Source organism: Nocardiopsis sp. NPDC055551, from assembly GCF_053619415.1.
Genome location: NZ_JBSHJJ010000005.1, coordinates 120,617 through 144,275, shown reverse-complemented (window position 1 = coordinate 144,275; position 23,659 = coordinate 120,617). Strand labels below are relative to the sequence as shown.

Here is a 23,659-nt window from a genome sequence, read left to right as displayed (position 1 = left end):
AGCGAAGCGGCGGCGCTGAACGATAGGGCCCGTTCCCGTGCATGGCACGGGGGCGGGCCCCTTTGGTTTACCCGTGGTCGTCCGAATGGCTGATACCGGCCAGTTCGTAATAGATCCGTTGTTCCATGTGACCCAGTGTGAAAGCCTCTCTCCGCAACCTCCCAGGAAGAGAAGTGACGCACGTGTTCCGCCGCGCATCCTCCGTTCTCCTCGCTCTCACCCTGTCCCTGGTCCCCCTCTCCGTGACCGGCTCCGCCTCCGCCGAACCCGCCCCCTACCGCGGTTCCGTCGAGGGTCGGTACACCGGGGTCGCCGAACACGGGCACGCCGTAACCATGGCGGGCGAGCCCTACACCACCACCGCGACCTTCAACGTCCACCTGGAGGAGAGCGACCAGCGGCTCACCACCTACTGCATCGACGTGCGCACCGGGCTGGTCGAGGACGCCTGGTACCGCGAGGACCAGTGGGAGAACTACCCGGGACGGGGCGACTTCACCGATCCCGGCAAGGTGCACTGGATCCTGAAGAACTCCTATCCGGTGGTGGACGTGGAGGATCTCCAGGAGGAGGCGGAGATGGCCAGGCTCACCGAGTCCGAGGCGCTCACCGCCACCCAGGCGGCCATCTGGCACTTCAGCAACGGCGTGGACCTGGACCGGGTCGAGCAGGGCCCCCAACTGGACACCAACGTCAACGCCGGAAACGTCACACACCTGTACCGGCACCTGATCGACAACGCCGAGGAACTTCCGAACGAGCCGGCCTCGCCGCTCACCGTCAGCCCCGACGCGGACTCCGGACTGGCCGGGGACACCATCGGCGAGTTCACCGTGGAGACCAGTGGGGAGAGCATCCCGGTCGGTGTGGAGGGACCCGACGGGGTCGAGGTGGTGGACGCCGACAGCGGCGACACCATCGAGGAGGTGTCCGACGGTGACGTGGTGGCCTTCTCCGTGCCCGCGGACGCCGAAGCGGGCGAGGCCACGCTGGTCCTGGAGACGACCGCTGCGGTGGAGACCGGTCGCCTGTTCAAGGGCGAGGACTCCGAAGAGCCCACCCAGACGCTCATCTCCGCCGAGGACAGCGAGATCGTCATCGGTGACACCGCCACCATCGCGTGGGACGCCGCGGGCGGCACCCCGCCGGAGGTGGAGGCCACCACCGAAGCCGACCCGTCGCCGGTGGCCGACCAGGCCGCCACACCCACCTCCGGCGGTCTGGCCTTCACCGGCAACGCCGTGATCGCCCTGGTCGCCGCGGCCCTGGTCGCGATCGCCGCCGGCACGGGCGTGATGTATCTGACCCGCCGCCGCAGGGCGCAGGCCGGCGAGTAACCCACCCGGCCCCGAACAGCCCGAAGGCCCCGCACCCGTGAACGGGTGCGGGGCCTTCGTGATGCCGAACCGGCCGCTAGGCGACCGCGTAGGGGCTGCGGGCGATCAGGGAACCGTCCCGGTCGGTCAGGGCGCGCTCGACGGCGGCCGCGACCCGGTAGGTACGGTCGTCGGCCAGCGGCGGCGCCATGATCTGGAAGCCGACCGGCAGGCCGTCCTCCGGAGCCAGGCCGCACGGCACCGACAGCGACGCGTTCCCGGCCAGGTTGGACGGGATCGTGCACAGGTCGGCCAGGTACATCGCCATCGGGTCCTCGGCGCGCTCACCAAGTGGGAAGGCCGTGGTGGGCGTGGTCGGCGAGACCAGCACGTCCACCTTCTCGAAAGCGGCCTCGAAGTCGCGCTTGATGAGCGTGCGGACCTGCTGGGCGCTGCCGTAGAAGGCGTCGTAGTAGCCGCTGGACAGCGCGTAGGTGCCGAGCATGATCCGGCGCTTGACCTCCGGACCGAAGCCCTGGGCGCGGGTCAGCGACATGACCTCCTCGGCGCTGCGCGTACCGTCGTCGCCCACCCGCAGGCCGTACCGCATGGCGTCGAAACGGGCCAGGTTGGAGGAGGCCTCGCTGGGCGCGATGAGGTAGTAGGCGCTCAGCGCGGCGTCGAAGCTGGGGCAGGACACCTCGACGACCTTGGCACCCAGGGACTCCAGCAGCTCCACGGTCTCGCGGAAGCGCCGGCGCACACCCGGCTGGAAGCCGTCGTTGTCCAGTTCCTTGACCACGCCGACGGTCAGGCCCTCGACGTCGCCGTTACGGGCGGCCTCGACCACCTGCGGCACCGCGGCCTCGATGGAAGTGGAGTCGCGCGGGTCGTGTCCGGAGAACGCCTCGTGGAGCAGGGCGGCGTCCAGCACGTTGCGCGCGAACGGGCCCGGGGTGTCCAGGGAGGAGGCGAAGGCGATCATCCCGTAGCGGGAGGAACCGCCGTAGGTGGGCTTGCCACCGACCAGACCGCACACGGCGGCGGGCTGGCGGATGGAACCACCAGTGTCGGTTCCGGTGGCCAGGGGTGCCTCGAACGCGGCCACGGCCGCCGAGGAACCACCGGAGGAACCGCCCGGGACGCGATCGGTGTCCCACGGGTTGCGGGTGAGCTGGTAGGCGGAGTTCTCCGTGGAGGAGCCCATGGCGAACTCGTCCATGTTGGTCTTGCCCAGGATGACCATCCCGGCCTCGCGCAGGCGCGCGGTGACCGTGGCGTCATAGGGCGGCTGCCAACCTTCGAGGATCTTGGAGGCCGCGGTGGTGGGCATGTCCTGGGTGGTGAACACGTCCTTGTGCGCGATCGGCACACCCGCGAGGGGGCCCTGTTCGGTGCCCTGGGCACGCTTGGCGTCCACCGCGCGGGCCTGTTCCAGCGCGGCTTCGCGGCCCACGTGCAGGAAGGCGCCGATGTCGCCGTCGACCTTCTCGATCCGGTCGAGGTAGGCGGTGGTGGCCTCCACCGAGGAGACCTCTCCCGCCTTGATCGCGGCACCGAGTTCGGCGGCACTGAGACGAATGACGTCGCTCATCTACTCTTCCTCCCCAAGGATCCGCGGGACCCGGAAGCGCTGGTCCTCCACCGCGGGGGCTCCGGCCAGGGCCTGCTCGGGAGTGAGGCCGTTCCTGGCCTCGTCGGGGCGGTAGACGTTGGTCAGCGGCAGGGCGTGCGAGCTCGGCGGGATGTCGCCCTGGGCGACCTCCTGCACCTTGGCCACGGCGGTGAGGATGTCACCGAGCTGGGCGGCGAGCGTTTCGAGCTCGCCCTCGTCGAGCGCCAGCCGTGACAACCGGGCGAGGTGCGCGACCTCATCGCGGGTGATGGCGGTCATCAGTTGAGAACCGTTTCTTCGGCGGACGGGTGATCAGCACAATCCTATTGGCCCCCGCCCGTGTCACGGTCCCGTTCCCCGTCACCTGAGTCCCATGACACCCGGTTCACCTTCGGCCGTGTAGGAGACCGCCACCGCACCGGGAACGTCCAGCGCCTCGTACACGCTCAGACCCTCGTTCTTGTCCCACATGAACGTGGACTCCCCATCGAATCCGTCGAATCGTCCGAACCCCTCGGAGACGGAGGCGTCCTCCGTCCATTCGTTCAGGTAGAGCACTCCGCCCTCCAGCCCGACCCTGATCCCCTCGGCCCTGGCCTCGGGCCTCAGAGTGCGCTCGACCTCACCCGATCGATCCTGGATCCGATACTCATCGGTCTCGACGTCCCAAAGCCCCAACCTGGAGCCGTCGGGTGAGACCCACAGCAGGTTCTGCGTCTCAAGGTGGGTGGCCTTCTCCGCCTCGATGTCAAGGAGGGAGTATCCCAAGGGTGGATACGGGTAGTGAAAATCGATGTACACCAGAGCACCTGAGCGGGAGTCGATGGTGCGCTCCAACGAATCCTGATAGCGGCGACCGATGGAATGTTCGACTCTCCACACTTCTTCACCGGTCTCCGTGTCGAGTCCGACCAGTTCCGATGTGAAGCCATCTCTCGGATCATCGTCCTCAGACTCCTCGTGACAGGTGGTCGCGACCACCACCGAGTCATCCCGCACATCAATGTCATCGACGGAGCCCTCACCGGAGCAACGTGCCAGGTCCTGAACCATCCACACTTCATCACCCGTTTCCAGGTCGTGGGAGAACACCGTGTCCTCCCATCGAAGAATCCAGGATCCCCCGGTGATAGTGCGCAGCGGTTCGAACAGGTTCCCGCTCTGCACCCGGTATATGTGGTCGATTTCGGACAGGTCAAAATCGGCCTCATGCGCGACCCGACCGGTATCGCTCTCCAAGAGAACCATGCGAGATGTCTCCTCCTCGCGGAGCACGACGAATTCACCGTCATCGGTGACCTCGGCGAGGAATTCCCGATCTGGTTCGTAGTATGACCAGAGCTCCTCACCGGTTTCCCCGGACAAAGCGAAGGCACCGTTCTCAGAGAGCACGACGACCCCTTCACCTATTTCCCGGAGGGACCGCCGCTCACCATCAGGAGGCTCCCAAGTCCACGCGACCTCACTGACCGATCCCACATGTTCCGGAGGATCACCGGCTTCATGGGTGCTGTGAGAACTCATCGGAATCGAACATCCAGCCACCAGAATCAGCGTCCCGAGAACAGGAAGCACACGAGAATACCCAAGCCTTGCGTCTTCTTTTTTTCCATAATTAAAAATCCGGCACGCCTGACCCGAAAACACTCCACCCCGCAACTTATTCATCCTCACCTTTACTATTAAGATGGTCGTTCCATTTTTCTTCAGTAAGCTGAAACGCCCTTACGAAATTTTCCACAGCCTCACGAGTACTACTCTCCCCATCTGGCCACGGAAGGTCATCAATTTGACCATAATACTTTTGAATATCAGCATCAGAACCAGATACCCCCCATGTACTATGATCCGGCGGAACATAGAGGCTTCCAGAGCCATCCCTCTGCGCAATGCCTTCCTCTTCCAATTCGGCCATAAGATCAGGGTCCCTCTCTGCGGCAACACCAAGGGCGTACCCCATCATACGCTCCGACTCCACCCATGACCCTCTGACTTCAACACGAGTACCAGAATCACTTTCCGTGACTTCAAAAACTTCCGCTGCAATTATTTTGGCAAGCTCCACAGAAAGGCCAGAAGCTCCACGATCTCCCCCAAAACCACCTAGTGCATTAATGACTGAACCACTGACTTTATTTCGATAGTCCGCAAACTCTTGGTCATTCGCCCCACGCGCCGAACTTTCATTGAGCAGCGCCACCTCGACTAGCGTCTGAAAACTTGAAGATTGGATAGGGATATCTGGATCCCTTTTTCCCGTATTAGACGAGTACTCTTCCATGGATTCCGCGGAGTTAAGCAAAACTTCGGTATACAATTTTTCTGCAGCATCGGGATCACCAACAGCAAGCTGCGTGAACGCAACGCGGACTTCTGGGTCAAACTCCGAGCCCTGCCCATACCCGAGGGGAGTATTTCCGGGAAGACCATCCGTGTTAGCAAAGGCATCTTGGAAGGAAATGACTATATCAGCAAATCCATCAGCCAATTCTGGATTCAAATGACCGACCGAGACATTATGCCAAGTGACATCGTCTTCATCGGTCACATGTTCCCCCGTATTAAAAAGGGATTCCTGGAAGTCAGTGTCTTCCATAAGAACCATTAGCGCTTCCAATGCATCCTCGCGGCGATGTCCTTCAGTATCGTCATCCCCATCAGCAGGCCCATCCGTAATCCAATCAGTGACCTCGCGCACCGCTGCCCCATCGTCCCCCCAATCATGGGTGTACAGGTGCACTAGCGCATTTTCTCGGTTGCTATCCGCATTTGGCCCGCCCCAAGAAAGAGGGGCATCCACCCCTTCCGGGTACTCTCCTGTGAGCAATGCATAGTTCGCATCATCATTGCGTGTAGCCACTTCCAGGAGTATGGACATAGCGTTGTCATCGGTCGCGCCTTGGCCCGGCAGATGACTAATACGATCCACTTCTTTGGAAACAGCATCTATCAAACGAGTGGAGAACTCCGCACCAGCCTCCAATGTTTCATCAGCATGAACAAACAATTCACCCAACCCCGCAGCCTGATCCCGCCAGTTCTGAAGGATATCTCCAGCACCACGTCCAGTTTGGTCAGTACTGAAATCCGGCCCTCCAAGAACATCTTGGACGCTTGCAGGAACGGAATCATAACCACCTCCGACAGCCTCATCAGAAAGCACCAGAAGCCCGTCACCCAAGGCGCCAAGAGCATTTTCTCTTTGCGAGTCACTCAGATGCTCACCATCGATCTGCCCGGGAAGTTCGACCACCCCTCCTTCAACCTCTTCATCCAGGGCATCATAGAATTCCTCTAGATAATCGAGTTCATAACCCCGAGGCTGGCCTCCATTGCGTTTTGCGTCTCCAGCAAGAGCAGTGAGAGCGGCCAATTGCTCCAAAAGCCGATAGTACTCATCATCAAGCTCTTTTTCCCCGGTCAGATAATCAGCCATGTTCTCAGCGTCCCTCGTTCCAGTATCGAACGTGGACGGGTAGTACATGATCTGCCGGGTGGAATTGTACGCCGCAAACCCTAGGACCCCGGCGTCGACCAACTCTCGAAGATTGGACACGGTTGGCCCACCCTTCAGGTTTTCAGAGTTATCCTCTGCCTCTCCCTCCAGGGTTTCCCAGTGACCCTGAGCTCGGTCATTGAGGACTCCTGCCAACGCTCTACGTGCTTCGATTCCACCAGCATCGTCCTCTGGGAAACCGAAGTTATTACCGACTGCCGTATCCCATTCTTCCTGAAGGGCAGCGATCCGCGACTGGTAGCGTTCGACTTCACCACTCCACTTGGTCACGACCCCCCAAACGTGCCAGTAGGAGGTCAGAGCCGAACTCCATGCCGAATGATTTTCGTTCGCGGTGGACAAAAGATTTTCTGCGATCAGATCGGAGAACTCTAACGCGGCGCCCGTGAACAGTGACTCTAGATCTCCGCTTTTTCCGGTGATCCGGCCGACGATTTCCAGCATGTCGTCTGCGGCTTGATCGAGTTTTCCAGTGTCGATCTCGCAAGGCGTGGGGAAAAATACACGAATCTTCCTGATTTCCGAGTTGACTAATAATAAAAGAATCGATTATTGGAGGTTGACAGGGCGCGCCATCGGCGCATCCGCCGAGTTATAGACCTCTGATGCCTGGCCATCGGTATTCGCCGTCTCGGATGCACCGCCCTGAACGTTCTCCGCTAGCGCAACCCCGTGATTCTCGACTCTGGCTATGGCCTCGGCCTGCTCTTCCCCGTAATCCGACCAACCACCGACCCTCGGATCGTCGGCGCAGGCGGCCGAAGCCGAAGAAAGGACATCGTTGAAGTCGTCGTGCAGGCCGTTGAACGCTGACGCGTACTCTTCGGCCGAGGCACCCGCTCCATAGGCGTCCTGAACGTTGACGCCCACTTCGTGCAAGGGCATAGGGGAACATCCTCTGTCATGACCGACAAAATGGGATGCAGATTAAGTTAGCAGCCACGTACCCTTCGTGATCATGGTGGCCGCCACGATCATCGCGAGCCGAACCTCGGTGCCCCTCGTGAACTGCGGTTCCACCCGGGATCGGGCCCCCTGGCCACAAACGGTCAGTCGGTCACTGATGGCCGGTGGGGGTCGGGGTGGTGTGGGCGGTCCACCAGGGCAGCACGTCGCGGGGGTGCATGGGTTCGGCGAAGTGGTGGCCCTGGGCGGAGTGGCAACCGGCCTCCAGGGCGGCCTCGGCCAACTCCGCGCTGCTCACGCCCTCGGCGGTGGCGCGCATGCCCAGGGCTCGGACCAGGGTGATGGCGGCGCGCACCACGGTGTGTCCCCGAGACGCCTCCTCGGCCAGACGCGTGGTGAACGACTCGTGGATCTTCACCTCGTCCAGGGGCAGCCCCGCGAGCTGGGCGAGGGTGAAGTGTCCGGTGCCGAAGTCGTCCAGGGCCAATCCCACGCCGAGTGCCCGGAGCCGTTCCACGGCCTCGGTGGCGGCCTCCGGGTCGTTGATGAGGGACTGTTCACCGACCTCCAGGACCAGGCGTTCGGCGGGCACCCCGTATTCGCGCAGGGCCGCCGCGACGGTGTCGGGCAGCTCGGGATCGAGGAGTTCGCGCACGCCCAGGTTGACCGAGACCGGCAGGGTGAGACCCTCGGCGTGCCAATCGGCCGCGCGGGCCAGTGTGATGTCCAGGACCTGGGCGGAGAAGGCCCTGAACAGGTTGGAGTGTTCGACGATCGGCAGGAACTCGTCGGGGGTGAGCAGCCCCTGGGAGGGGTGTCGCCACCGAGCCAGAGCCTCCAGACCGATGGCGCGACCGTCGGCCAGTTCGACCTTGGGCTGGTAACGCATCTCCAGGGCGCCGTCGACCAGCCCGCGCCGCAGCTCGCTGTACATGCTCAGGCGGGCGGTGGAATTACGGTCCTTGCCCGGGTCGTAGGACTCCACCCCGGTGCGGTCGGTCTTGGCCACGTACATGGCGACGTCGGCGCGCTGCATGAGCGACTCGAAGTCGGGTGCGTCGTCCGGGTAGAGGGCGATGCCGGTGCTGACCTGAAGGTCGAAGTCCATGCCCTCCAGGCGCACCGGTTCGGCGAGGGCGCCGCGCAGTCGCAGGGCCACCTCGCGGGCGGACTCGGTGTCGCGGACCTTGGGCAGCAGGATCGCGAACTCGTCGCCGCCCAGCCGGGACACCAGGTCGTTGGGCCGCACGCTGTGGGTGAGTCGTTGCGCCAGGGTCTGCAGCAGCCGGTCCCCGGTGGGGTGGCCGAGGGTGTCGTTGACCTCCTTGAACCTGTCCAGGTCCAGGATGAGCAGGCCCACCCTGGTGCCCTCCTGGTGCGCGCGGACGATCTCGCGGCGCGACCGGACGGTGAGGAGTTTGCGGTTGGCCAGCCCGGTGAGTTCGTCGTGGTTGGCCTGGTGGTCGCGTTTCACCAGCAGCAGGGCGCTGGTGTAGAGGGCTCCGAGCGGGAACGCGAACAGCGGGACGTAAAGCACCGAGTGGGTCATGGCGATGACGATCAGCGGGGCCAGGCTGAGCAGTACCCCGTTGACGTAGATCTGCTGGCGCAGTCCCTTGAACATGACCTGGCGCAGCGGCACGCGTTCGTGCATGGCCACGGCGCACAGCACCAGGATGCGGTTGACCACGAAGGAGGCCGCGCCGGCCAGGGCGATGACGACGATCTCGCCGCCCACCGGTACCCACGGGGTGGTGACGAGCTCGGGCATGACCAGGCGTAGGACGGCGTCGGCCACGCCCAGGGACAGCACGTACTGGGCGGCGTTGAAGGCGGTGCGATGCGGGGCGTGGGCGCGGGCCACACCCGCGACGATCGTGGCGGAGCACTGGACGATCGCGGCGATGGGCAGCCCGTAGAAGATGACGAGCGCGAAGGTGAAGGGCAGCGAGGTGGGCGCGCCGGAGCCCGGGGACTGTCCGGGCATGGCGATGGGTCTGAGTTCGCCCAGCACCACCATGCACAACATGACCCAGACCAGGGGTTCCCGGCTGAGCAGGATGAGCTGTTCCATGCCGAGTTCGAGACTGGAGACGCCCAAGAGCAGGGCCCCGGCGGCGGTGGTTCCCGCCATGTAGAGCCACAGCGGGGTACCGGCGCGGGGCCCGACGTCCCGGGTAGCGATGGGGTCCTTCATCCGTGTCCTCGAACCTCATGACCGTAATCCGAGATACGGGCGGGTCCGTATCCGGTGCGTTGGCGCCCAGCTTACGCGGTTTCGTCACCAACTGTCGCATGCCAGGAACTATGCGTTAACCAATTTGTTGGTCACTCCCAACAGAAGGAAACGGGCGGGGTGTGCCCGCCCGTTTCTCGTCACGCCCTGACCAGGGGATTCACTCCCCCGCGTCCTCCTCGGGTTCCTCCTGCGGATTGATCCGCACGCTCTCGGCGGCCTCCACTCCCTGTTCCAGCAGGGTCCGGAACCCCGCCTCGTCCAGGACCGGAACACCCAACTTCACGGCCTTGTCGTACTTGGAACCGGGGGCGTCGCCCACCACCACGAACGAGGTCTTCTTGGACACCGAGCTCGTGGCCCGACCGCCCTCCTCGGCGATGGACTCCTTGGCGCCATCGCGGGTGAAGCCCTCCAGGGAACCGGTGACCACCACCGACACCCCCTCCAGCAACCGCGAACCAGGGGCCTGCCCCTCGTCCTCCATGCGCACGCCCGCGTCCGCCCACTTGCGGACGATCTCGGCGTGCCAGTCCACCTCGAACCACTCGCGCACCGACTTGGCGATCGTCGGGCCGATACCGTCCACCGCGGCCAGTTCCTCCTCGGAGGCCTGACGGATGGCGTCCATCGACCGGAAGTGCCGGGCCAGGTCCTCGGCCGCGCGCGGGCCCACGTGCCGGATGGACAGGGAGACCAGGATCCGCCACAGCGGCTTCTTCTTGGCCTCCTCCAGCTGGTCGAAGAGCTTCTCCACGGTCTTCTTCGGCTCGCCCTTGAGGTTGGCGAAGAAGGAGACGACCTTGGGGTCCCCGGTCTTGGGATCGGTCTTGGGCTCGGTGGTGTCCGGATCCAGCACGTAGGTGCGGATCGGCAACAGCCGGTCGACGGTGAGGTCGAACAGGTCGCCCTCGTCCTTGAGCGCCGGGTCGGCCGGCTCCACCGGCTGCGTGAGCGCGGTGGCGGCCACGTACCCCAGCGCCTCGATGTCCAGGGCCTTGCGACCGGCGATGAAGGCGATGCGCTCGCGGAGCTGCCCTGGGCAGGAACGGGCGTTGGGGCAGCGCAGGTCGACGTCGCCCTCCTTCTGCTGCCCCAGTCTCGTGCCGCACTCGGGGCACTCCTGCGGCATGACGAACTCGCGCTCGGTGCCGTCGCGGCGCTCGGTCACCGGGCCGACGATCTCCGGAATGACGTCGCCCGCCTTGCGCAACACCACGGTGTCACCGATCAGCACGGCCTTGCGGGCCACCTCCTGGGCGTTGTGCAGGGTCGCGAACTCCACCTCCGAACCCGCGACCAACACCGGTTCCATGACCCCGTACGGGGTGACCCGGCCGGTGCGACCCACGCCCACCTTGATGTCGACCAGCTTGGTGGTGACCTCCTCCGGCGGGTACTTGTAGGCGATGGCCCAGCGCGGTGCCCTGCTGGTGGAACCGAGCCGACGCTGCAACCCGAAGTCGTCCACCTTGACGACGATGCCGTCGATCTCGTAGGCGGGATCGTGCCGGTGTTCCTGGTAGTGGCCCACGTACTCGCGGACCTCGTCCATGGTGGCCACCACCTTGTACCGGTCGCTGAGCGGCAGCCCCCACTCGCCGAGCAGGGTGTAGGTCTTCGACTGGCTGGTGAGCTTCACCTCCTGCGGCGCGCTCTCCGGGGAGTCGACGCCCCAGCCACCCTCCGCCTCGCTGTACCCGGCGGGGACGTACGCGCCCACACCGTGCACGATCATCGACAGCGGTCGGGTCGCGGTCACCCGCGGGTCCTTCTGCCGCAGCGACCCGGCGGCGGCGTTGCGCGGGTTGGCGAACGGCGCGTGCGACCCCTCGTCGGCGATGCGCTTGTTGAGCTCGTGGAAGGCCTCCACCGGCAGGAAGACCTCGCCGCGCACCTCCAGCAGTTCGGGGGCGGCCCGCACGCTCTCGTCGAGCCGCTCGGGGACCACCCCGATGGTGCGCACGTTCAGGGTGATGTCCTCGCCCACCCGGCCGTCGCCACGAGTGGCGGCCCGTACCAGGCGGCCCCGTTCGTAGACCAGGTCCACGGCCAGCCCGTCGATCTTCAGCTCGCACAGGTAGGCGTCGACCGGGACCTCCGCCGAGGCGCGGTCGGCCCAGGCGTTGAGCTCGTCGGAGTCGAAGGCGTTGCCCAGGCTCTCCATCCGCACCAGGTGCTCGACCGCGGCGAAGTCGACGCTGATGGGCGCCCCCACCTTCTGGGTGGGCGAGTCCTGGGTGATGAGGATCGGGTGGCGGTCCTCGATGTCGCGCAATTCGAGCATGAGCGTGTCGTACTCGGCGTCGGAGATGATGGGGGCACCCATGTAGTACCGGTAGCCGTGGTCGTCCAGCTCACGACACAACTCGGCGTGCCGGGCGCGTACCTCGTCGGGAACAGTGGTGTTGTCGGGCGCGCTCACTGCAGCCTTTCTGGTTGTTCTCGCGGGGGTGTCCGGGGGAGTGCGGGTTCGGGGGAGGCTTACTTACGGGGTTCGTCCCGAAGGACCCGGGCCCCGTCTCTGACGGCCTTGAGGGCCGCTCTGGCGTGCCGGGGCGAGGCGCCCGCCAACCCACAGGTGGGTGTGGTGACCACCGCGCGGGAGAGCAGGTCGGGGGCCAACCCCAGCCGGTTCCAGAGCTCGCGTACGGGATCGACGTTACGCGCGGGGTCGGACATTTCACGGCCGTCCACCGAGGGCACGACGCCGAACATGAAGCCCACTCCGTCCTCCGCCGCGGTGCCGAGCATCTCGTCGTGGGCGCGGTCGATCAGGTGCGCGTCCATGCCGATCGCGCGGGCACCGCTGCGCCGCAACAGGTCGACGGGGACCGACGGGGCGCAGCAGTGCGCGGCCGGTACCGCGCCGGCCTCGTCGAGCGCGGCGAACAGGTCGCGCAACGTCGCTTCCACTCGCACCCGGTCCACGGCGGGCAAGAGCCCGAAGCCGCTGGCGGTGGGCAGGGAACCCACCAGCACCGCGGGTAGTGAGGGTTCGTCGACCTGCACGATGATCCGGGCTCCGGGGGCGCGGGTGCGCACGTCCGCGAGGTGGGCGAGGACGCCTTCCAGGTGCGATTCGGCCAGGTCGCGGCAGGCTCCGAGGTCGGAGACCATCCGCTGTCCGTTGCGCAGCTCCATCGACGCCGCCATCGTCCACGGCCCCGCCACCTGGATCTTCAACGGGCCCTCGTAGGTGTGGGCGTGATCGGTGAGGGCGTCCAGGTCGTAGGCCAGGAAGCTGCCGGCGCGGACCAGGTCCCGGCCGGGGGTGTCGGCCACCCGCCATCCGGTGGGTTGTGTCTCCACGGGCAGGTCCACGAGGAGTCCGGCGGTGCGACCGATCATGTCGGCGCCGGCACCCCGCTCGGGGAGTTCGGGCAGGTGTGGAAGGTCCGGGAGTTCACCGAGGACGGTGCGCGTGGCCTCGTCCGGGTCCTCGCCGGGCCAGGATCCGACACCGGTGGCGGACGCGACGGGCCAGGGGTAGGGCTGCTGTTGACTCACGTTGCCCAAGGTTAGAGCAATACGGCCTCAGGCCCTGATTCGTGAACCACGGGGGTTTACCCGTTCGGGCGCCGTCAGGCCCCGTTCTCTGGAAACCCGTGGAGGTGCCGGCGGTGGGATGGCACGCTTTTCGCTATCACACCAAAGGCACCGAAGGTTCCTGACTTATTGGGGCGCCCGAACACCCGGCAGGGCTGCGCCGCAGGCGTCCGTTGAGGGTTGGTGGTGGGCGACGGGTGGGCCAAAGCGAAGCGGAGGCGCAAAACGAATACGACCTCAGGCCAGGGTGAGCACGGGGCCGTCGGGGGTGATCTCCAGTGTGCAGGCGGTGAGGTCGTCGACGATGGCGACGGCGCCCAGGCCCTCCAGGTCGGTGGCGTCGTGGGAGGTGGCCACGGCCAACACCGTGGCTCCGGAGGCCACCCCCGCGCGGATTCCGGCGGGCGCGTCCTCGATGACCAGGCAGCGTTCGACGTCGTGGCCGAGCGCGGCGGCGGCCTTCAGGTAGCCCTGGGGGTCGGGTTTGCCGACGCTGACGTCCTCCGCCGCGACCAGGACCTCGGGGAGGGGCAGCCCGGCGGCGGCCAGGCGCTCGCACATCAGCCGGCGCCCACCGGAGGTGACGGCGGCCCAGCGGTCAGCGGGCATGGCCTTGAGGAGTTCGCCGGTGGCGGGCAGGGCCTTGACCGCGTCCACGTCGTCGAGTTCGAGTTCCTCCAGCTCGTCGGCGGCCTCCTCGATCCGCTCGGCGGGCAGGAACATGGCGATCGTGTCCTCGGAGCGTCGCCCGTGGGAGACCCTCAGGACCGCTTCGGGGTCGATTCCGTGGGACTCGGCCCACACACGCCAGGTGCGCTCCACCACCGGGGTGGAGTCCACGAGCGTGCCGTCGATGTCGAACAGGATCGCGTCCGTCGAGATGCGCATGGCCCCACCGTACGGGTTCAAGCGAGCCGAGGGGCCGGGATCAGGCCGCCTCGGCGGGCGCCCTCGCCTCGTCGTCGGTGGTCCCACCGTCCCGTTCGCCCTTGCCCCGCTTGCGGCGGTTGCGCAGCACCAGCACCGTGACGGCCACGGTCGCCACGGCGACCACGCCCACGGCGGTCCAGGGCGAGTTGAGGAACAGCACCAGCCAGCCGCCGACCAGCCCGGAGATGACCGTGCCCCACAGCCCGGCCCAGATCAGTCCGCCGATGAACGTCGCGACGATGTAGACGGGAAAGCGCATGCGCACGGCGCCCGAGGCGAAGTGGATGGCGGTCTGCATGCCCACGGTGAGGAAGCTGAGCGTGACCACGGGCGCGCCATAACGGTCGATACGCGCCTTGGCGGCGTCCAGCTTGGGGCCCAGGCGTTCGCCGATCCGGCCGCGGCCGACCCCGGCGCCCACGCCCCGACCCAGCAGGTGGGTGGCCGGGGCGCGCAGCATGATCACCACGAGCAGGGTGACGTAGACCACCCAGAAGGGCTGTCCCTCAAGGAACGCGAACTGCGGCATGGAACGACCCCTTCTGACCTTGGCACCACCAACTTTGCATTGCCTTACCTAAGTTCGGCAAGTGGCCAAGGTCGAAAAACCTGCGTTGTTCGTCCCACATCGCCCGATGAGTGAGCGCTCCGTTCAGGCGATGGAGTCCTCTAGGCGCGAGGTCGCGGCGATGGTCGCCGACCCCAGCACCGCGTCACCCTCGTAGACCACCACGGCCTGACCCGAGGCCACTCCCTTGGCGGGCTCGGCCAGCCGAACCACCAGTTCGGGGCCCTCGTCGGCGTCGCGCTGCCACACCGTCGCCGGGTACACCTCGCCGTGCGCACGCAACTGCACGTGGCACTCGGTCGGCTCGGTCAGCGGGCCACTCCCGCTCCAGACCGGCTTGCGGCCCACGATCCCGTCCACCCGCAGCGACTCGCGCGGGCCCACCGTCACCGTGTTGTTCACCGGCTCGATGGACAGCACGTAGCGCGGGTCGGGCGCCCCGCCCAGCCCCAGGCCCTTGCGCTGACCGATGGTGAAGCCGTGCGAACCCCGGTGGGTGCCGACCACGTTTCCGTCCTCGTCCTGGATCGGCCCCGGCTTCTCCCCCAGGCGCTTGTTGAGGAACCCGGCGGTGTCACCGTCGGCGATGAAGCAGATGTCGTGGCTGTCGGGCTTGTCGGCCACCGACAGTCCGCGCCGCTCCGCCTCCGCGCGCACCTCGTCCTTGGTGCAGTCGCCCAGCGGGAACATCGCGTGCTCCAGCTGCTCGGCGTTGAGCACGCCCAGCACGTACGACTGGTCCTTGGCCTCGTCCACGCTGCGCACCAGCCGACCGTCGAGCTTGCGCACGTGGTGACCGGTCGCCACCGCGTCGAAGCCGAGCGCGATCGCGCGGTCCAGCACCGCCTCGAACTTGATCTTCTCGTTGCAGCGCAGACACGGGTTGGGGGTGTTGCCCGACTCGTACTCGGCGACGAAGTCCTGCACCACCTCGCGATCGAACTCCTCCGACATGTCCCACACGTAGAAGGGGATGCCGATGACGTCCGCGGCGCGGCGGGCGTCGTGGGAGTCCTCCACCGTGCAACAGCCTCGTGCGCCGGTGCGGTAGGACTGTGGGTTCTTGGAAAGGGCCAGGTGGACGCCGGTGACGTCGTAGCCCGCCTCGGCCACTCGGGCCGCGGCGACGGCGGAGTCGACCCCGCCGGACATGGCCGCCAGTACACGCAAAGTCATAGTGCCTCCAGAGTATGCGCCCGGAGCGGGCGGGGGTACCCGCCGTGTGCGGTCGGAGGTACTCACCGGGTTCTGCGAAAATCAACACATGGCTCTGTTCCGTCGTCGCCGATCCAACGACTCCACCGATTCCTCCGCCTCGGTCGCCACCGCCGCGGTGGCCGCCTTCTGGGACGCCTGGCCGTCCCTGCGACCGGCGTTGGCCGAGTCCGTTGACTCCGGCACACCCGTCGCCCCAGAGACGTCCGAAAGGGTCTCCGAGCTGGTCCGGGCGATCCATCCGGACATGGATTGGGAGATCGGCAAGGCGCCGGAGCCGCAGGCCGGTGGTCTCGACGACATGGACCTGTCGACCGACATCGACCCCGCCAAGCTGCTGGAGCAGCTCGCCGCGCTCGACGACCCCTCCAGGCTCACCGACGCGCCCGCCTACGCGATGACGCTGCGTCCAGGAGCCACCGAGGACGCCCGGGTGGTCTCCGAGCGCTGGTCCCGTTCGGCGCCCGACGACGCCGAGTGGACGTTCCGCCCGGTCCTTCCCGCCGACCACGACCAGCTCACCGCCACGGTGAACTGGGAAGACCACGAACTCGACCTGTCGCACGTGTCCGTGTCCATGCGCGTGGACCAGGCCAACGGCCGGATCGACGTGGGCGTGTACCACCCCGACAACATGTTCCTGTCGACCGAGACCCGTAGAAGGCTCGCCGACCACGTCACCCTGCTCGCCCTGGGCGAGGACCAGGTGGTGCGCTGGGTGGGGAGGGTCGAGCCCTTGGACGAGCGGCCCCTGGATCCGCTTCCGCCCACCTCCATGCCGTCCGTCGCCAAGCAGATGGGCGACCTGCTCGGCGGCACCGACGGGTGGGTGACCCTGCACGGGCGGCTGCCGTTGCAGGGCGCGGTGGAGATCCTGCTACGGCACCCCGTGACCCGTCGCGAATACCCGGCGCTGTCGCTGTTCGTACAGGTACTGGTGCCCTACACCGACGCCGACTCCGACCGTCTGCCCAAGGACTCCTCCAGCACGGCCCTCGCCGAACTGGAGGCACGACTCAAGCAAATCCTCGGCGACGACGGCGCCCTGTTCATGCGACAGTCCGGGGCCGGGCAACGCATGTACATCTACTACCTCGACCCGGAATCCGGCGTGCTGCCCGAGTTCGAGACCGCGTTGATGGACTGGTCCGAGGGGAAGATCCAACTGCGCACGCAACTCGACCCGAAGTGGTCCCAGTTCGAGCTGGCCCGACGGCCCTACGTGCGCAAACTGGGTCGTTGAGGTTCTGAGCGGCGGAACGGAGGGTCAAGGACGACCCCCCGTTTCACATCTGGCGATCAGGCACCAACAGGCGTAACGTTGCCCTCCCGTCGGGAGGACGGATTCGATGGATGGTGTGCTGCCGAGTGCGCCCACTGGTCGACCACGGATGGCCGCGGTCGGTGCGATCCTCGCCTTGTGCCTGGTGGCGGCTCCGACGATGTCGCTGTTCCCGATCGGGGTCTGGAACACCTCCCGTGCCCTGTTCCTGAGCGGCGTGGGGACGTGGGCCTTCCTGCTCGCCCCGGTCGCCGTCGGCGGCATCCTCCTCATGTGGCTGCTGGCCAAACGCTGGCTGATGGGCGCGGGGGTCAACCACACCACTTCGACGGCCGCCCTGGTCGTGGGCACCGCCATGGCCGTGCCCGTGATCCTGGGGCTGCTCGCGCCCTCGTTCTCGCCGCTGCCCGGTGACGTCGCGCTGAACTCCGCCGCGGTGACCGCGCTGGTGACCACGGTGGCCATGGGTGTGTGCATGCTCGCCTTCCGGGCCCGGGGGCCCTGGCAACCGGGCGTGCTTCCGGGCGTGGCCGTGGTGCTGGCGTCGCTGCTCGTGCTGCCCCTGGCCTCCGACCTCATGCACGACCGGCACTCCGACCGGCGTTCCCTGTCCCAGGTCGAGGGCTTCACGGCTCAAATCGCGGTGCTCGACCACCCGGGGTGGTCCCCGATCCACGCGAACGAGGTGCGCGAGGGGCTGCGGGTCACCTACGCCCGGGCAGGCGAGGAGACCGAGGACGTATACGTGATCAGTTGGTCCGAGGATCTCGTCGATCAGGGCGTGCTCGCCGACTGCGACTTCAGCGGTGTGGAGTGCATGGCGGAAGAGAGGTTGGTCCTCGTGTACCGGGGAGGGCCGACGGTCCCGCGCGGGGGCGTCCCCAGCGAGGTCCGGATCCGACTGTCGGAGGACTTGATCGCCGCGGTCCGGCCGGCCGGTTCCACGAGGGAGTCGACCCTGCGCACAGTGGCGGAATCACTGCGCCTGGAACAGGCGGACGAACGAACCGACCTCGCCCAGACCATCGTCGGCGGTTGAAGACCGGCCGGGTCGGTCGTCGGCCTTCGGGTCGGCCGGGCGGGACCTGAGCGCGTTCGGTGAGGGTCCGTCCGGGGCGGCGGCGCAGCAGCCAGGACAACCCTTCGGCCGGCACCGGGTACTCGTGGATCACGGTGGCCTGAACCCGATCTCGCGTTAGTGTCGCCCACTATGTGGACAGTCCTCTTCTACGTGAACCCCCTGACCACCACACTCGCGTTGGTCTTGGGACTGGTCGTGGCGTTGTTCCTGGCCCGGCGGCGACCGGCCATGCGGGCGATGACTCTGTGTCTGTCGGCCCTGTACCTACTGGTCTTGGCGGCTCCCTTGAGCGGTCTGGGCGCGATCGGTGAATCGGATCGCCATGTCATCTGGGATCCACGGGCGTCCTTCCAGGACATCGGTGTCCCGAAAGGGCCCGAAAATTTCGGAGTGACACTCGATGACGGCCGCGTGGTCCACTATTCGCCAACGGAACCGACGATGACCGAGCGGGCCGAAAAAGCCGAGGTGGAAGACCCGGCATCGGAAGTTCTCCACGTATATGAAGGCCCGGACGGGGCCCTGGCCGTGACCGATACCGAGGGCACACCGCTGGAGCCGGAGTCCGAGGCGGAGCGGACCGCCGTGGAGACCATCGAGCGGGAACTGGAGTTCATGGACGCCCAGGTCGCCCAGTACGAGGAAGAGGGACCGTGGAGCGTCACCGGTGGCCTCGCCCTCCAGGAACGGGTCCTGAACACGCTGCTGTTCGTGCCGATCGGCATCGCCGCGTTCTTCGCGTTCTCCTCGTGGTCGGCCCGACTTCTGTTCGGCCCCGCCTTGTCCACGACCATCGAAACCACCCAGTGGGCCCTCGCCGCGGATCGGTTGCCCGATACCGGTGATCTTCTCGTCAACGGCGTGGGCTCACTCTTCGGCACTCTCATCGCCCTGACCGCGGTGGGGCTCGTCGAGGTCTTCGATCGCCGCCCCCGGGCCCGGCCTCGGGGTCCCCTTCCGGGCGCCCCCACCCCCGACCGTGCGTTGGGCTCGCTCCCACGCACCGCACCCCTCCCCTTGTCTCTCTCCCGGTTTCGGTCACGTTTCGAGCACACCGACTCGTCGACCTGGGATGACAAAAACGATGGGATTGACTCCCCTCTGTGATGGGAACTGGATCGACCGAAACCCCTTAACCCTGGGAAGGGTGTGGCCGTTGGCTCCCGGACACAGCGACAAGGGCGGGCCCGTTCCCGTCCCCGAACCGGTCGCGCACTTCCACCGGCGGGAACTCCCCCCACCGCTCGTCGAAGATCAGGTGCTCACGGGGCCCGCCGGTGTGGGCAAGACCCAACTGGCCGCGCACCACGCCCGGGCACTGCTGGCCGACCACCCCGACACCCTCGTGGTTTGGGCCGACGCCACCGACCGGGAGGGCGTGGTCTTCGCCTACTCCCACGCGGCCCGCCGGGTCCTCGACCACTGCCCCGACGACCCCGAACTCGCCGCCGGCCGGTTCCTGTCGTGGCTGTACGACCCTCCCCAAGGCGTGGACCCCCGCTGGTTGGTGGTGTGGGACCACCTGATCGACCCCCGCGACTTCGACGACCTGTGGCCGCCGCTCGGCCACCGACCCCGCACGGACGGCCAGGCCCAGGGGCGCGAGAAGGGTCGGATGATCGTCACCACCCGGCTGCCCACCGAACGCTTCGCCCCTCCCGGTCGGCGCCCGGTCGAGGTCTCCTCGTTCACCCGGACCGAGGCCCGCGCCTACCTGCGCTCCGCCCTCACCGAGGCCGGTGTCGCCCACTCTCCCGCCGAACTCGACGCCCTCGCCGCCGCCCTCGACCACCACCCGCTCTCCCTGGGGCAGGCCGTCGCCTACATGGCGGATCGCCGCACCGCCTGTTCGGACTACCTGGAACTGCTCGGCGACTCCCGCGACGCCCGCGAACCGGCGCTGGAGCGCGCCGACCGTCACCGTCCGATCGGGGTGGCCCGTCCCCTCATGGGGCTGATCTCGCTGCTCGGTCCCCTGGCCACCCCCGAACAGGTACTCGTGTCCCGACCGTTCCGCAATCACCTGGGGCGCCGCACCTACCCGCCGCGACGCCTCGCCGAGCACGAGGTCCGGTTGGCGCTGGCCTCCCTGGAACGCCTGCACCTGATCACCCGGGACACCCCACTCGTGATCGCCGCGCACGACCACCCGCGCTCCCGACCGACCATGGAGAGCGTGCGCACGGCCGCCGACGGGCTCATGAAGGTGTGGCCGGACACCTGCCGAGGCGCCTCCCTGGAGTGGCGGCTGTTGTCGAGCACCAACGCACTGCGCTCCCACGCGCCCCCGGGTTCGTTGTGGGACGTGGACCCGCACCCCCTGCTGTTCCGTACCCGTGCCCCCGCTTGGGCCGGTGCCGCGGAGAGCCCGCTCCCCTACCGGGAGATGTTCATGGCGGGTTCCTACCGGGAACTGGAGGAGTCCTACGAGCGGCACCTGGTGATGGAGGGGCCCGATGGGCCGACCGCCCTGCGCGTTCGGCATTCACTGGCCTATTTGCGGGCCTGGGCCGGCGACACGACCGGGGCCATGGTGCGCTTCCGACACCTACTGCACGACCTGCGCCGGTGGCACGGCGCCGACCGGGTGGAGGTGTTCGGTACCCGGGGGAACCTGGCCCTGTGCCGAGCCGACACCGGCGACCTGGCCGGTGCGGTCGCCGAGGCCCGCCGGCTCCTGGAGGACCAACGAGAACATCTGGGACCCGACCACCCGAACACACTCACCACCTTGCACAACCTCGCCCACTGGCGGGGCCGGATCGGAGACCCGCGCGGGGCGGCGGAGGAGTTCCGCCGGCTGGCTCGGACCCGCGCGGAGGTATTGGGCGCCGACCACCCCGTCACGCTGCGCTGTCGGCACGATCTGGCGTTCTGGCGTGCGCGCGCCGGTGAGACCGAAGGAGCGGTGCGCGCCCTGGAGGAGTTGCTGCGGGACCGAGGTCGGGTACTGGGACCTCGGCACCCGGACACCCTGACCACGAGGAGGCGGGTGGAACGCCTACGCCGCGAGGCCAGGATCAAGGCGGAGGTGACACCGAACGGGGGCGCGGGTTCCGAGGACAGTGGGGCCCGTGCCTCCCTGGCCGGGAGTAATGGAGGAAGTCACGAACTCGACCCCAACGACGAACCCACGGGCCCCCAGGCCGCCAGGCACCTCCGCGGCTGACCCCCGGCCCGGCCGAAGCCGAATGGTCTTGCTCCCAGCGCCGATTTCGGTGGAGCAGGCTGTGGGGCGGTTCGGGGGGTTCCGAGGGGTACGGGGGCGGTTCAGGGGGCGCCTGAGGTTCAGAGCCCACCGATTCACGGGGCGGGTGTGGGGTGGGTCGGTGGGGCGCCCGGGCAGCACGAAACCGGCGCTGAGAGCAAGATCGTCGCGGTAGGGGGCAGGAGTGGTCATGGTTCCGGGTGTTCGACCTGATCGATGACCTGGGCGGCCTCGATCTGGTCCGCCTCGGTCACCACCCGGCGCAGGGCCGGCACCGCCATGGCCAGTGAGACCAGCACCAGCACACCCGAGGCGATCGGAACGTAGTACAGCTCCACCCGCCCGAGGAGACCCGCCAGAAGGGCCGCGACCGGGCCGAAGGCGGTGCCGGACACCTGCACGAACGACATCACCCTCCCCAACTGGTGTCCCGGGACGATCAGCTGGATGGCGCCGAGCATCACGATGTTGGACGCGGTGATCACGAAGCCCAGCACGACCCACGCCACCACGGCCGCGTAGGCATTCGGGGCCAGTCCGAAGCCCAGGAAGCACAGGCCGGTGACGGTGAAGAACACCAGCTCCAAGCGGAACCGGCCCAGCCGAGCCACCATCGCTCCGACCGTGACCGCGCCCAGGAGCGCGCCCACCGCGGATGAACCGAGGAACGCACCGTACAGGGCCGCCGGCACCCCGAAGTGGTTCTGCGCGATCAGCACTATGACGGCGCTCAGCGCGGTGAAGGCGGCGTTGAGCGCCAGGTTGAACAGCAGGATCGGGCCGAGGGAGCTTCCCCGGAAGACGAAGACGAACCCCTCGCGCAGGTCGGCCAGAGCCGAGGGCCGCCCCCTGCCTCCAGTCCCGGCGACCCCGGCATCCCCATCGGCATCGTGTCCGGGGGCGCGACGTACCGCCAAGGGCAACCCGAGCAGAACCAGTGCCCCGAGAACGTAGGCGCCGGCGTTGGCCGCGATGGGAACGAACGCCATGATGGCGAACAGGAACCCGGCTAGCGGCCCGCCCGCGAAGTCCTGGGTGACGGTTCGCCCGCCCTCGATGCGCCCATTGGCCCGGTCGATGGTCCCGGCCGGGGCGAGGTTGGGCATCAGCGCCTTGCCCGCCAGATCGTAGAACACCTCGCAGGTCATGACGGTGAACATGACCGCGTACAGGACCCAGATCGTGGCGTGCCCGGTCGCGACGAGCACGGCCAAGGCCACGAGCGCGATCGACCGTGCCATGTTGGTGCCGATCATCAGCCGCACCCGGTCGACCCGGTCGACGACCACCCCGGCGGCCAGACCGAACAACAGGAAGGGCAGGAAGCGGGCGGCGATCAGCCCGGACACCAGGAGCGGGTCGTTGGTGAACAACGCCGCCACCAGTGGCAGGGCGATGGCCATCATGCCGTCGCCGAGGTTACTGGCCAGACTCCCGAGCCAGAAGCGGTTGAAATCCCGGCCGAGACCGGGTTTACGTGTGGCCTTCTGCAAGGGGTGGCCTTTCGTGGGGGATGGGGGCCGTGCGGCCGGCTTCATCTTGCCCGGCCGGCCCCCTGCCCTCAAGCCCCACTCACGGCTCGTCCTCATTGCCGCGCGCGATCCCCTTGTGGTGTCAGGGACGGCGAGTGGACAGGACGCAGAACTCGTTGTCCTCCGGGTCGGCCATAACGACCCAGCTGAACTCGCTCTGCCCATTGTCTACTCGGCGGGCACCGAGTTCGACCAGACGGCGGACCTCGTCGGCCTGCTCCCGGTCGGTGGGGTTGACGTCGATGTGCAGCCGGTTCTTGACGGACTTGCCCTCGGGCACACGGGCGAAGGTCAGCGCCGGAGGCACCGGCCCCACGCGCTTCTCGTCCTCTGTGGCCGTGGCCGGGCCGATGGCGACGAACGCGCCTTCGTCCTCCACCCCCAGCACCTCGTAGTCCAGGACCGCGCACCAGAAGCGGGCGAGCGCCTCCGGCTCCGCGCAGTCGATCGCGAGCTCGCTGAACTTGCTGGCCATGTCGGAACCTCCGGATCGAACCGTGTGGGTCGGATCGAGTGCAGATCAGGCTCTGCCTACACCACGTCCAACCTCCCCCATGCCCACTTTGACATCCTTTTAGAGGCAGCCGGTGATTGTTCGGTGTGCTCGTATCGTCATTATGTCACTCCGAGGGCTCATCCTCGCGCATGTCAAGCGCCGCCGGAGTGACCCACTCGGCGATTTCAATATCGCCATGGCTTCCGGC

Annotated in this window: 18 protein-coding genes; 5 read left to right on the top strand and 13 right to left on the bottom strand. The window is 67.1% G+C overall.

Features of this window, described 5'->3' with window-relative positions; translation table 11 throughout:
* Positions 1 to 173 precede the first annotated feature (173 nt).
* Positions 174 to 1,337 (top strand): thioester domain-containing protein, encoded by a 1,164-nt coding sequence (locus ACWGSK_RS11065; RefSeq protein WP_358513546.1) that lies wholly within the window; start codon positions 174 to 176, stop codon positions 1,335 to 1,337.
* A 76-nt stretch (positions 1,338 to 1,413) separates the two neighbouring features.
* Here ACWGSK_RS11065 and gatA read toward each other — a convergent pair whose 3' ends face one another.
* The 11 genes from gatA to mnmA all read right to left on the bottom strand — a co-directional run bounded on the left by gatA (position 1,414) and on the right by mnmA (position 15,813).
* Entirely contained in the window at positions 1,414 to 2,910 is a 1,497-nt protein-coding gene (gene gatA / locus ACWGSK_RS11060) for an Asp-tRNA(Asn)/Glu-tRNA(Gln) amidotransferase subunit GatA (RefSeq protein WP_358513544.1), read from the bottom strand.
* Entirely contained in the window at positions 2,911 to 3,210 is a 300-nt protein-coding gene (gene gatC / locus ACWGSK_RS11055; protein ID WP_067602534.1) for an Asp-tRNA(Asn)/Glu-tRNA(Gln) amidotransferase subunit GatC, read from the bottom strand.
* An 81-nt stretch (positions 3,211 to 3,291) separates the two neighbouring features.
* Complete coding sequence (locus ACWGSK_RS11050) at positions 3,292 to 4,599, bottom strand: outer membrane protein assembly factor BamB family protein (protein ID WP_452455767.1); 1,308 nt, start codon at positions 4,597 to 4,599, stop codon at positions 3,292 to 3,294.
* The gene (locus ACWGSK_RS11045) at positions 4,592 to 6,892 is read right to left on the bottom strand and encodes a TPR repeat region-containing protein (protein ID WP_452455766.1); all 2,301 of its coding nucleotides are present in this window, start codon (positions 6,890 to 6,892) and stop codon (positions 4,592 to 4,594) included. Before ACWGSK_RS11045 ends, ACWGSK_RS11050 begins: the two co-directional genes overlap by 8 nt.
* 105 nt (positions 6,893 to 6,997) lie before the next feature.
* The gene (locus ACWGSK_RS11040; RefSeq protein ID WP_452455765.1) at positions 6,998 to 7,333 is read right to left on the bottom strand and encodes a hypothetical protein; all 336 of its coding nucleotides are present in this window, start codon (positions 7,331 to 7,333) and stop codon (positions 6,998 to 7,000) included.
* Positions 7,334 to 7,505: 172 nt separating this feature from the next.
* Entirely contained in the window at positions 7,506 to 9,551 is a 2,046-nt protein-coding gene (locus ACWGSK_RS11035; protein WP_452455764.1) for a putative bifunctional diguanylate cyclase/phosphodiesterase, read from the bottom strand.
* A 199-nt stretch (positions 9,552 to 9,750) separates the two neighbouring features.
* The gene (gene ligA, locus ACWGSK_RS11030; protein ID WP_452455763.1) at positions 9,751 to 12,015 is read right to left on the bottom strand and encodes an NAD-dependent DNA ligase LigA; all 2,265 of its coding nucleotides are present in this window, start codon (positions 12,013 to 12,015) and stop codon (positions 9,751 to 9,753) included.
* Positions 12,016 to 12,074: 59 nt separating this feature from the next.
* Positions 12,075 to 13,109, bottom strand: a complete 1,035-nt coding sequence (locus ACWGSK_RS11025) for a methionine synthase (protein ID WP_452455762.1) — start codon at positions 13,107 to 13,109, stop codon at positions 12,075 to 12,077.
* A gap of 267 nt (positions 13,110 to 13,376) precedes the next feature.
* Complete coding sequence (locus ACWGSK_RS11020) at positions 13,377 to 14,027, bottom strand: HAD-IA family hydrolase (RefSeq protein ID WP_452455761.1); 651 nt, start codon at positions 14,025 to 14,027, stop codon at positions 13,377 to 13,379.
* A gap of 40 nt (positions 14,028 to 14,067) precedes the next feature.
* Positions 14,068 to 14,598, bottom strand: coding sequence for a DedA family protein (locus ACWGSK_RS11015; RefSeq protein ID WP_452455760.1), 531 nt, complete (start codon positions 14,596 to 14,598; stop codon positions 14,068 to 14,070).
* 123 nt (positions 14,599 to 14,721) lie between these two features.
* Complete coding sequence (gene mnmA / locus ACWGSK_RS11010; RefSeq protein ID WP_452455759.1) at positions 14,722 to 15,813, bottom strand: tRNA 2-thiouridine(34) synthase MnmA; 1,092 nt, start codon at positions 15,811 to 15,813, stop codon at positions 14,722 to 14,724.
* Positions 15,814 to 15,901: 88 nt separating this feature from the next.
* Between mnmA and ACWGSK_RS11005 the strand changes: the two genes are divergently transcribed.
* From ACWGSK_RS11005 to ACWGSK_RS10990, 4 genes are all read left to right on the top strand, one after another.
* Entirely contained in the window at positions 15,902 to 17,095 is a 1,194-nt protein-coding gene (locus ACWGSK_RS11005; RefSeq protein WP_452455758.1) for a DUF695 domain-containing protein, read from the top strand.
* Between the two features lie 148 nt (positions 17,096 to 17,243).
* Positions 17,244 to 18,173, top strand: a complete 930-nt coding sequence (locus ACWGSK_RS11000; RefSeq protein WP_452455757.1) for a hypothetical protein — start codon at positions 17,244 to 17,246, stop codon at positions 18,171 to 18,173.
* 171 nt (positions 18,174 to 18,344) lie between these two features.
* Complete coding sequence (locus tag ACWGSK_RS10995) at positions 18,345 to 19,322, top strand: VanZ family protein (protein ID WP_452455756.1); 978 nt, start codon at positions 18,345 to 18,347, stop codon at positions 19,320 to 19,322.
* A 40-nt stretch (positions 19,323 to 19,362) separates the two neighbouring features.
* Positions 19,363 to 21,384, top strand: coding sequence for a tetratricopeptide repeat protein (locus tag ACWGSK_RS10990; protein ID WP_452455755.1), 2,022 nt, complete (start codon positions 19,363 to 19,365; stop codon positions 21,382 to 21,384).
* A gap of 227 nt (positions 21,385 to 21,611) precedes the next feature.
* Here ACWGSK_RS10990 and ACWGSK_RS10985 read toward each other — a convergent pair whose 3' ends face one another.
* Both ACWGSK_RS10985 and ACWGSK_RS10980 read right to left on the bottom strand, forming a co-directional pair.
* Positions 21,612 to 22,916 carry an MFS transporter gene (locus ACWGSK_RS10985; protein WP_452455754.1) on the bottom strand — a complete coding sequence of 435 codons (1,305 nt, stop codon included), beginning with the start codon at positions 22,914 to 22,916 and terminating at the stop codon, positions 21,612 to 21,614.
* Positions 22,917 to 23,037: 121 nt separating this feature from the next.
* Positions 23,038 to 23,430: a VOC family protein gene (locus ACWGSK_RS10980; protein ID WP_452455753.1), complete on the bottom strand. Its 393-nt coding sequence runs from the start codon at positions 23,428 to 23,430 to the stop codon at positions 23,038 to 23,040.
* Positions 23,431 to 23,659 lie beyond the last annotated feature (229 nt).

Coding starts and splice junctions, on each gene's coding strand:
- gatA (WP_358513544.1), bottom strand. CDS start 2,910: ATGAGCGACGTCATTCGTCTCAGTGCCGCCGAACTCGGTGCCGCGATC.
- gatC (WP_067602534.1), bottom strand. CDS start 3,210: ATGACCGCCATCACCCGCGATGAGGTCGCGCACCTCGCCCGGTTGTCA.
- ACWGSK_RS11050 (WP_452455767.1), bottom strand. CDS start 4,599: ATGAATAAGTTGCGGGGTGGAGTGTTTTCGGGTCAGGCGTGCCGGATT.
- ACWGSK_RS11045 (WP_452455766.1), bottom strand. CDS start 6,892: ATGCTGGAAATCGTCGGCCGGATCACCGGAAAAAGCGGAGATCTAGAG.
- ACWGSK_RS11040 (WP_452455765.1), bottom strand. CDS start 7,333: ATGCCCTTGCACGAAGTGGGCGTCAACGTTCAGGACGCCTATGGAGCG.
- ACWGSK_RS11035 (WP_452455764.1), bottom strand. CDS start 9,551: ATGAAGGACCCCATCGCTACCCGGGACGTCGGGCCCCGCGCCGGTACC.
- ACWGSK_RS11020 (WP_452455761.1), bottom strand. CDS start 14,027: ATGCGCATCTCGACGGACGCGATCCTGTTCGACATCGACGGCACGCTC.
- ACWGSK_RS11015 (WP_452455760.1), bottom strand. CDS start 14,598: ATGCCGCAGTTCGCGTTCCTTGAGGGACAGCCCTTCTGGGTGGTCTAC.
- mnmA (WP_452455759.1), bottom strand. CDS start 15,813: ATGACTTTGCGTGTACTGGCGGCCATGTCCGGCGGGGTCGACTCCGCC.
- ACWGSK_RS11005 (WP_452455758.1), top strand. CDS start 15,902: ATGGCTCTGTTCCGTCGTCGCCGATCCAACGACTCCACCGATTCCTCC.
- ACWGSK_RS11000 (WP_452455757.1), top strand. CDS start 17,244: ATGGCCGCGGTCGGTGCGATCCTCGCCTTGTGCCTGGTGGCGGCTCCG.
- ACWGSK_RS10995 (WP_452455756.1), top strand. CDS start 18,345: ATGTGGACAGTCCTCTTCTACGTGAACCCCCTGACCACCACACTCGCG.
- ACWGSK_RS10980 (WP_452455753.1), bottom strand. CDS start 23,430: ATGGCCAGCAAGTTCAGCGAGCTCGCGATCGACTGCGCGGAGCCGGAG.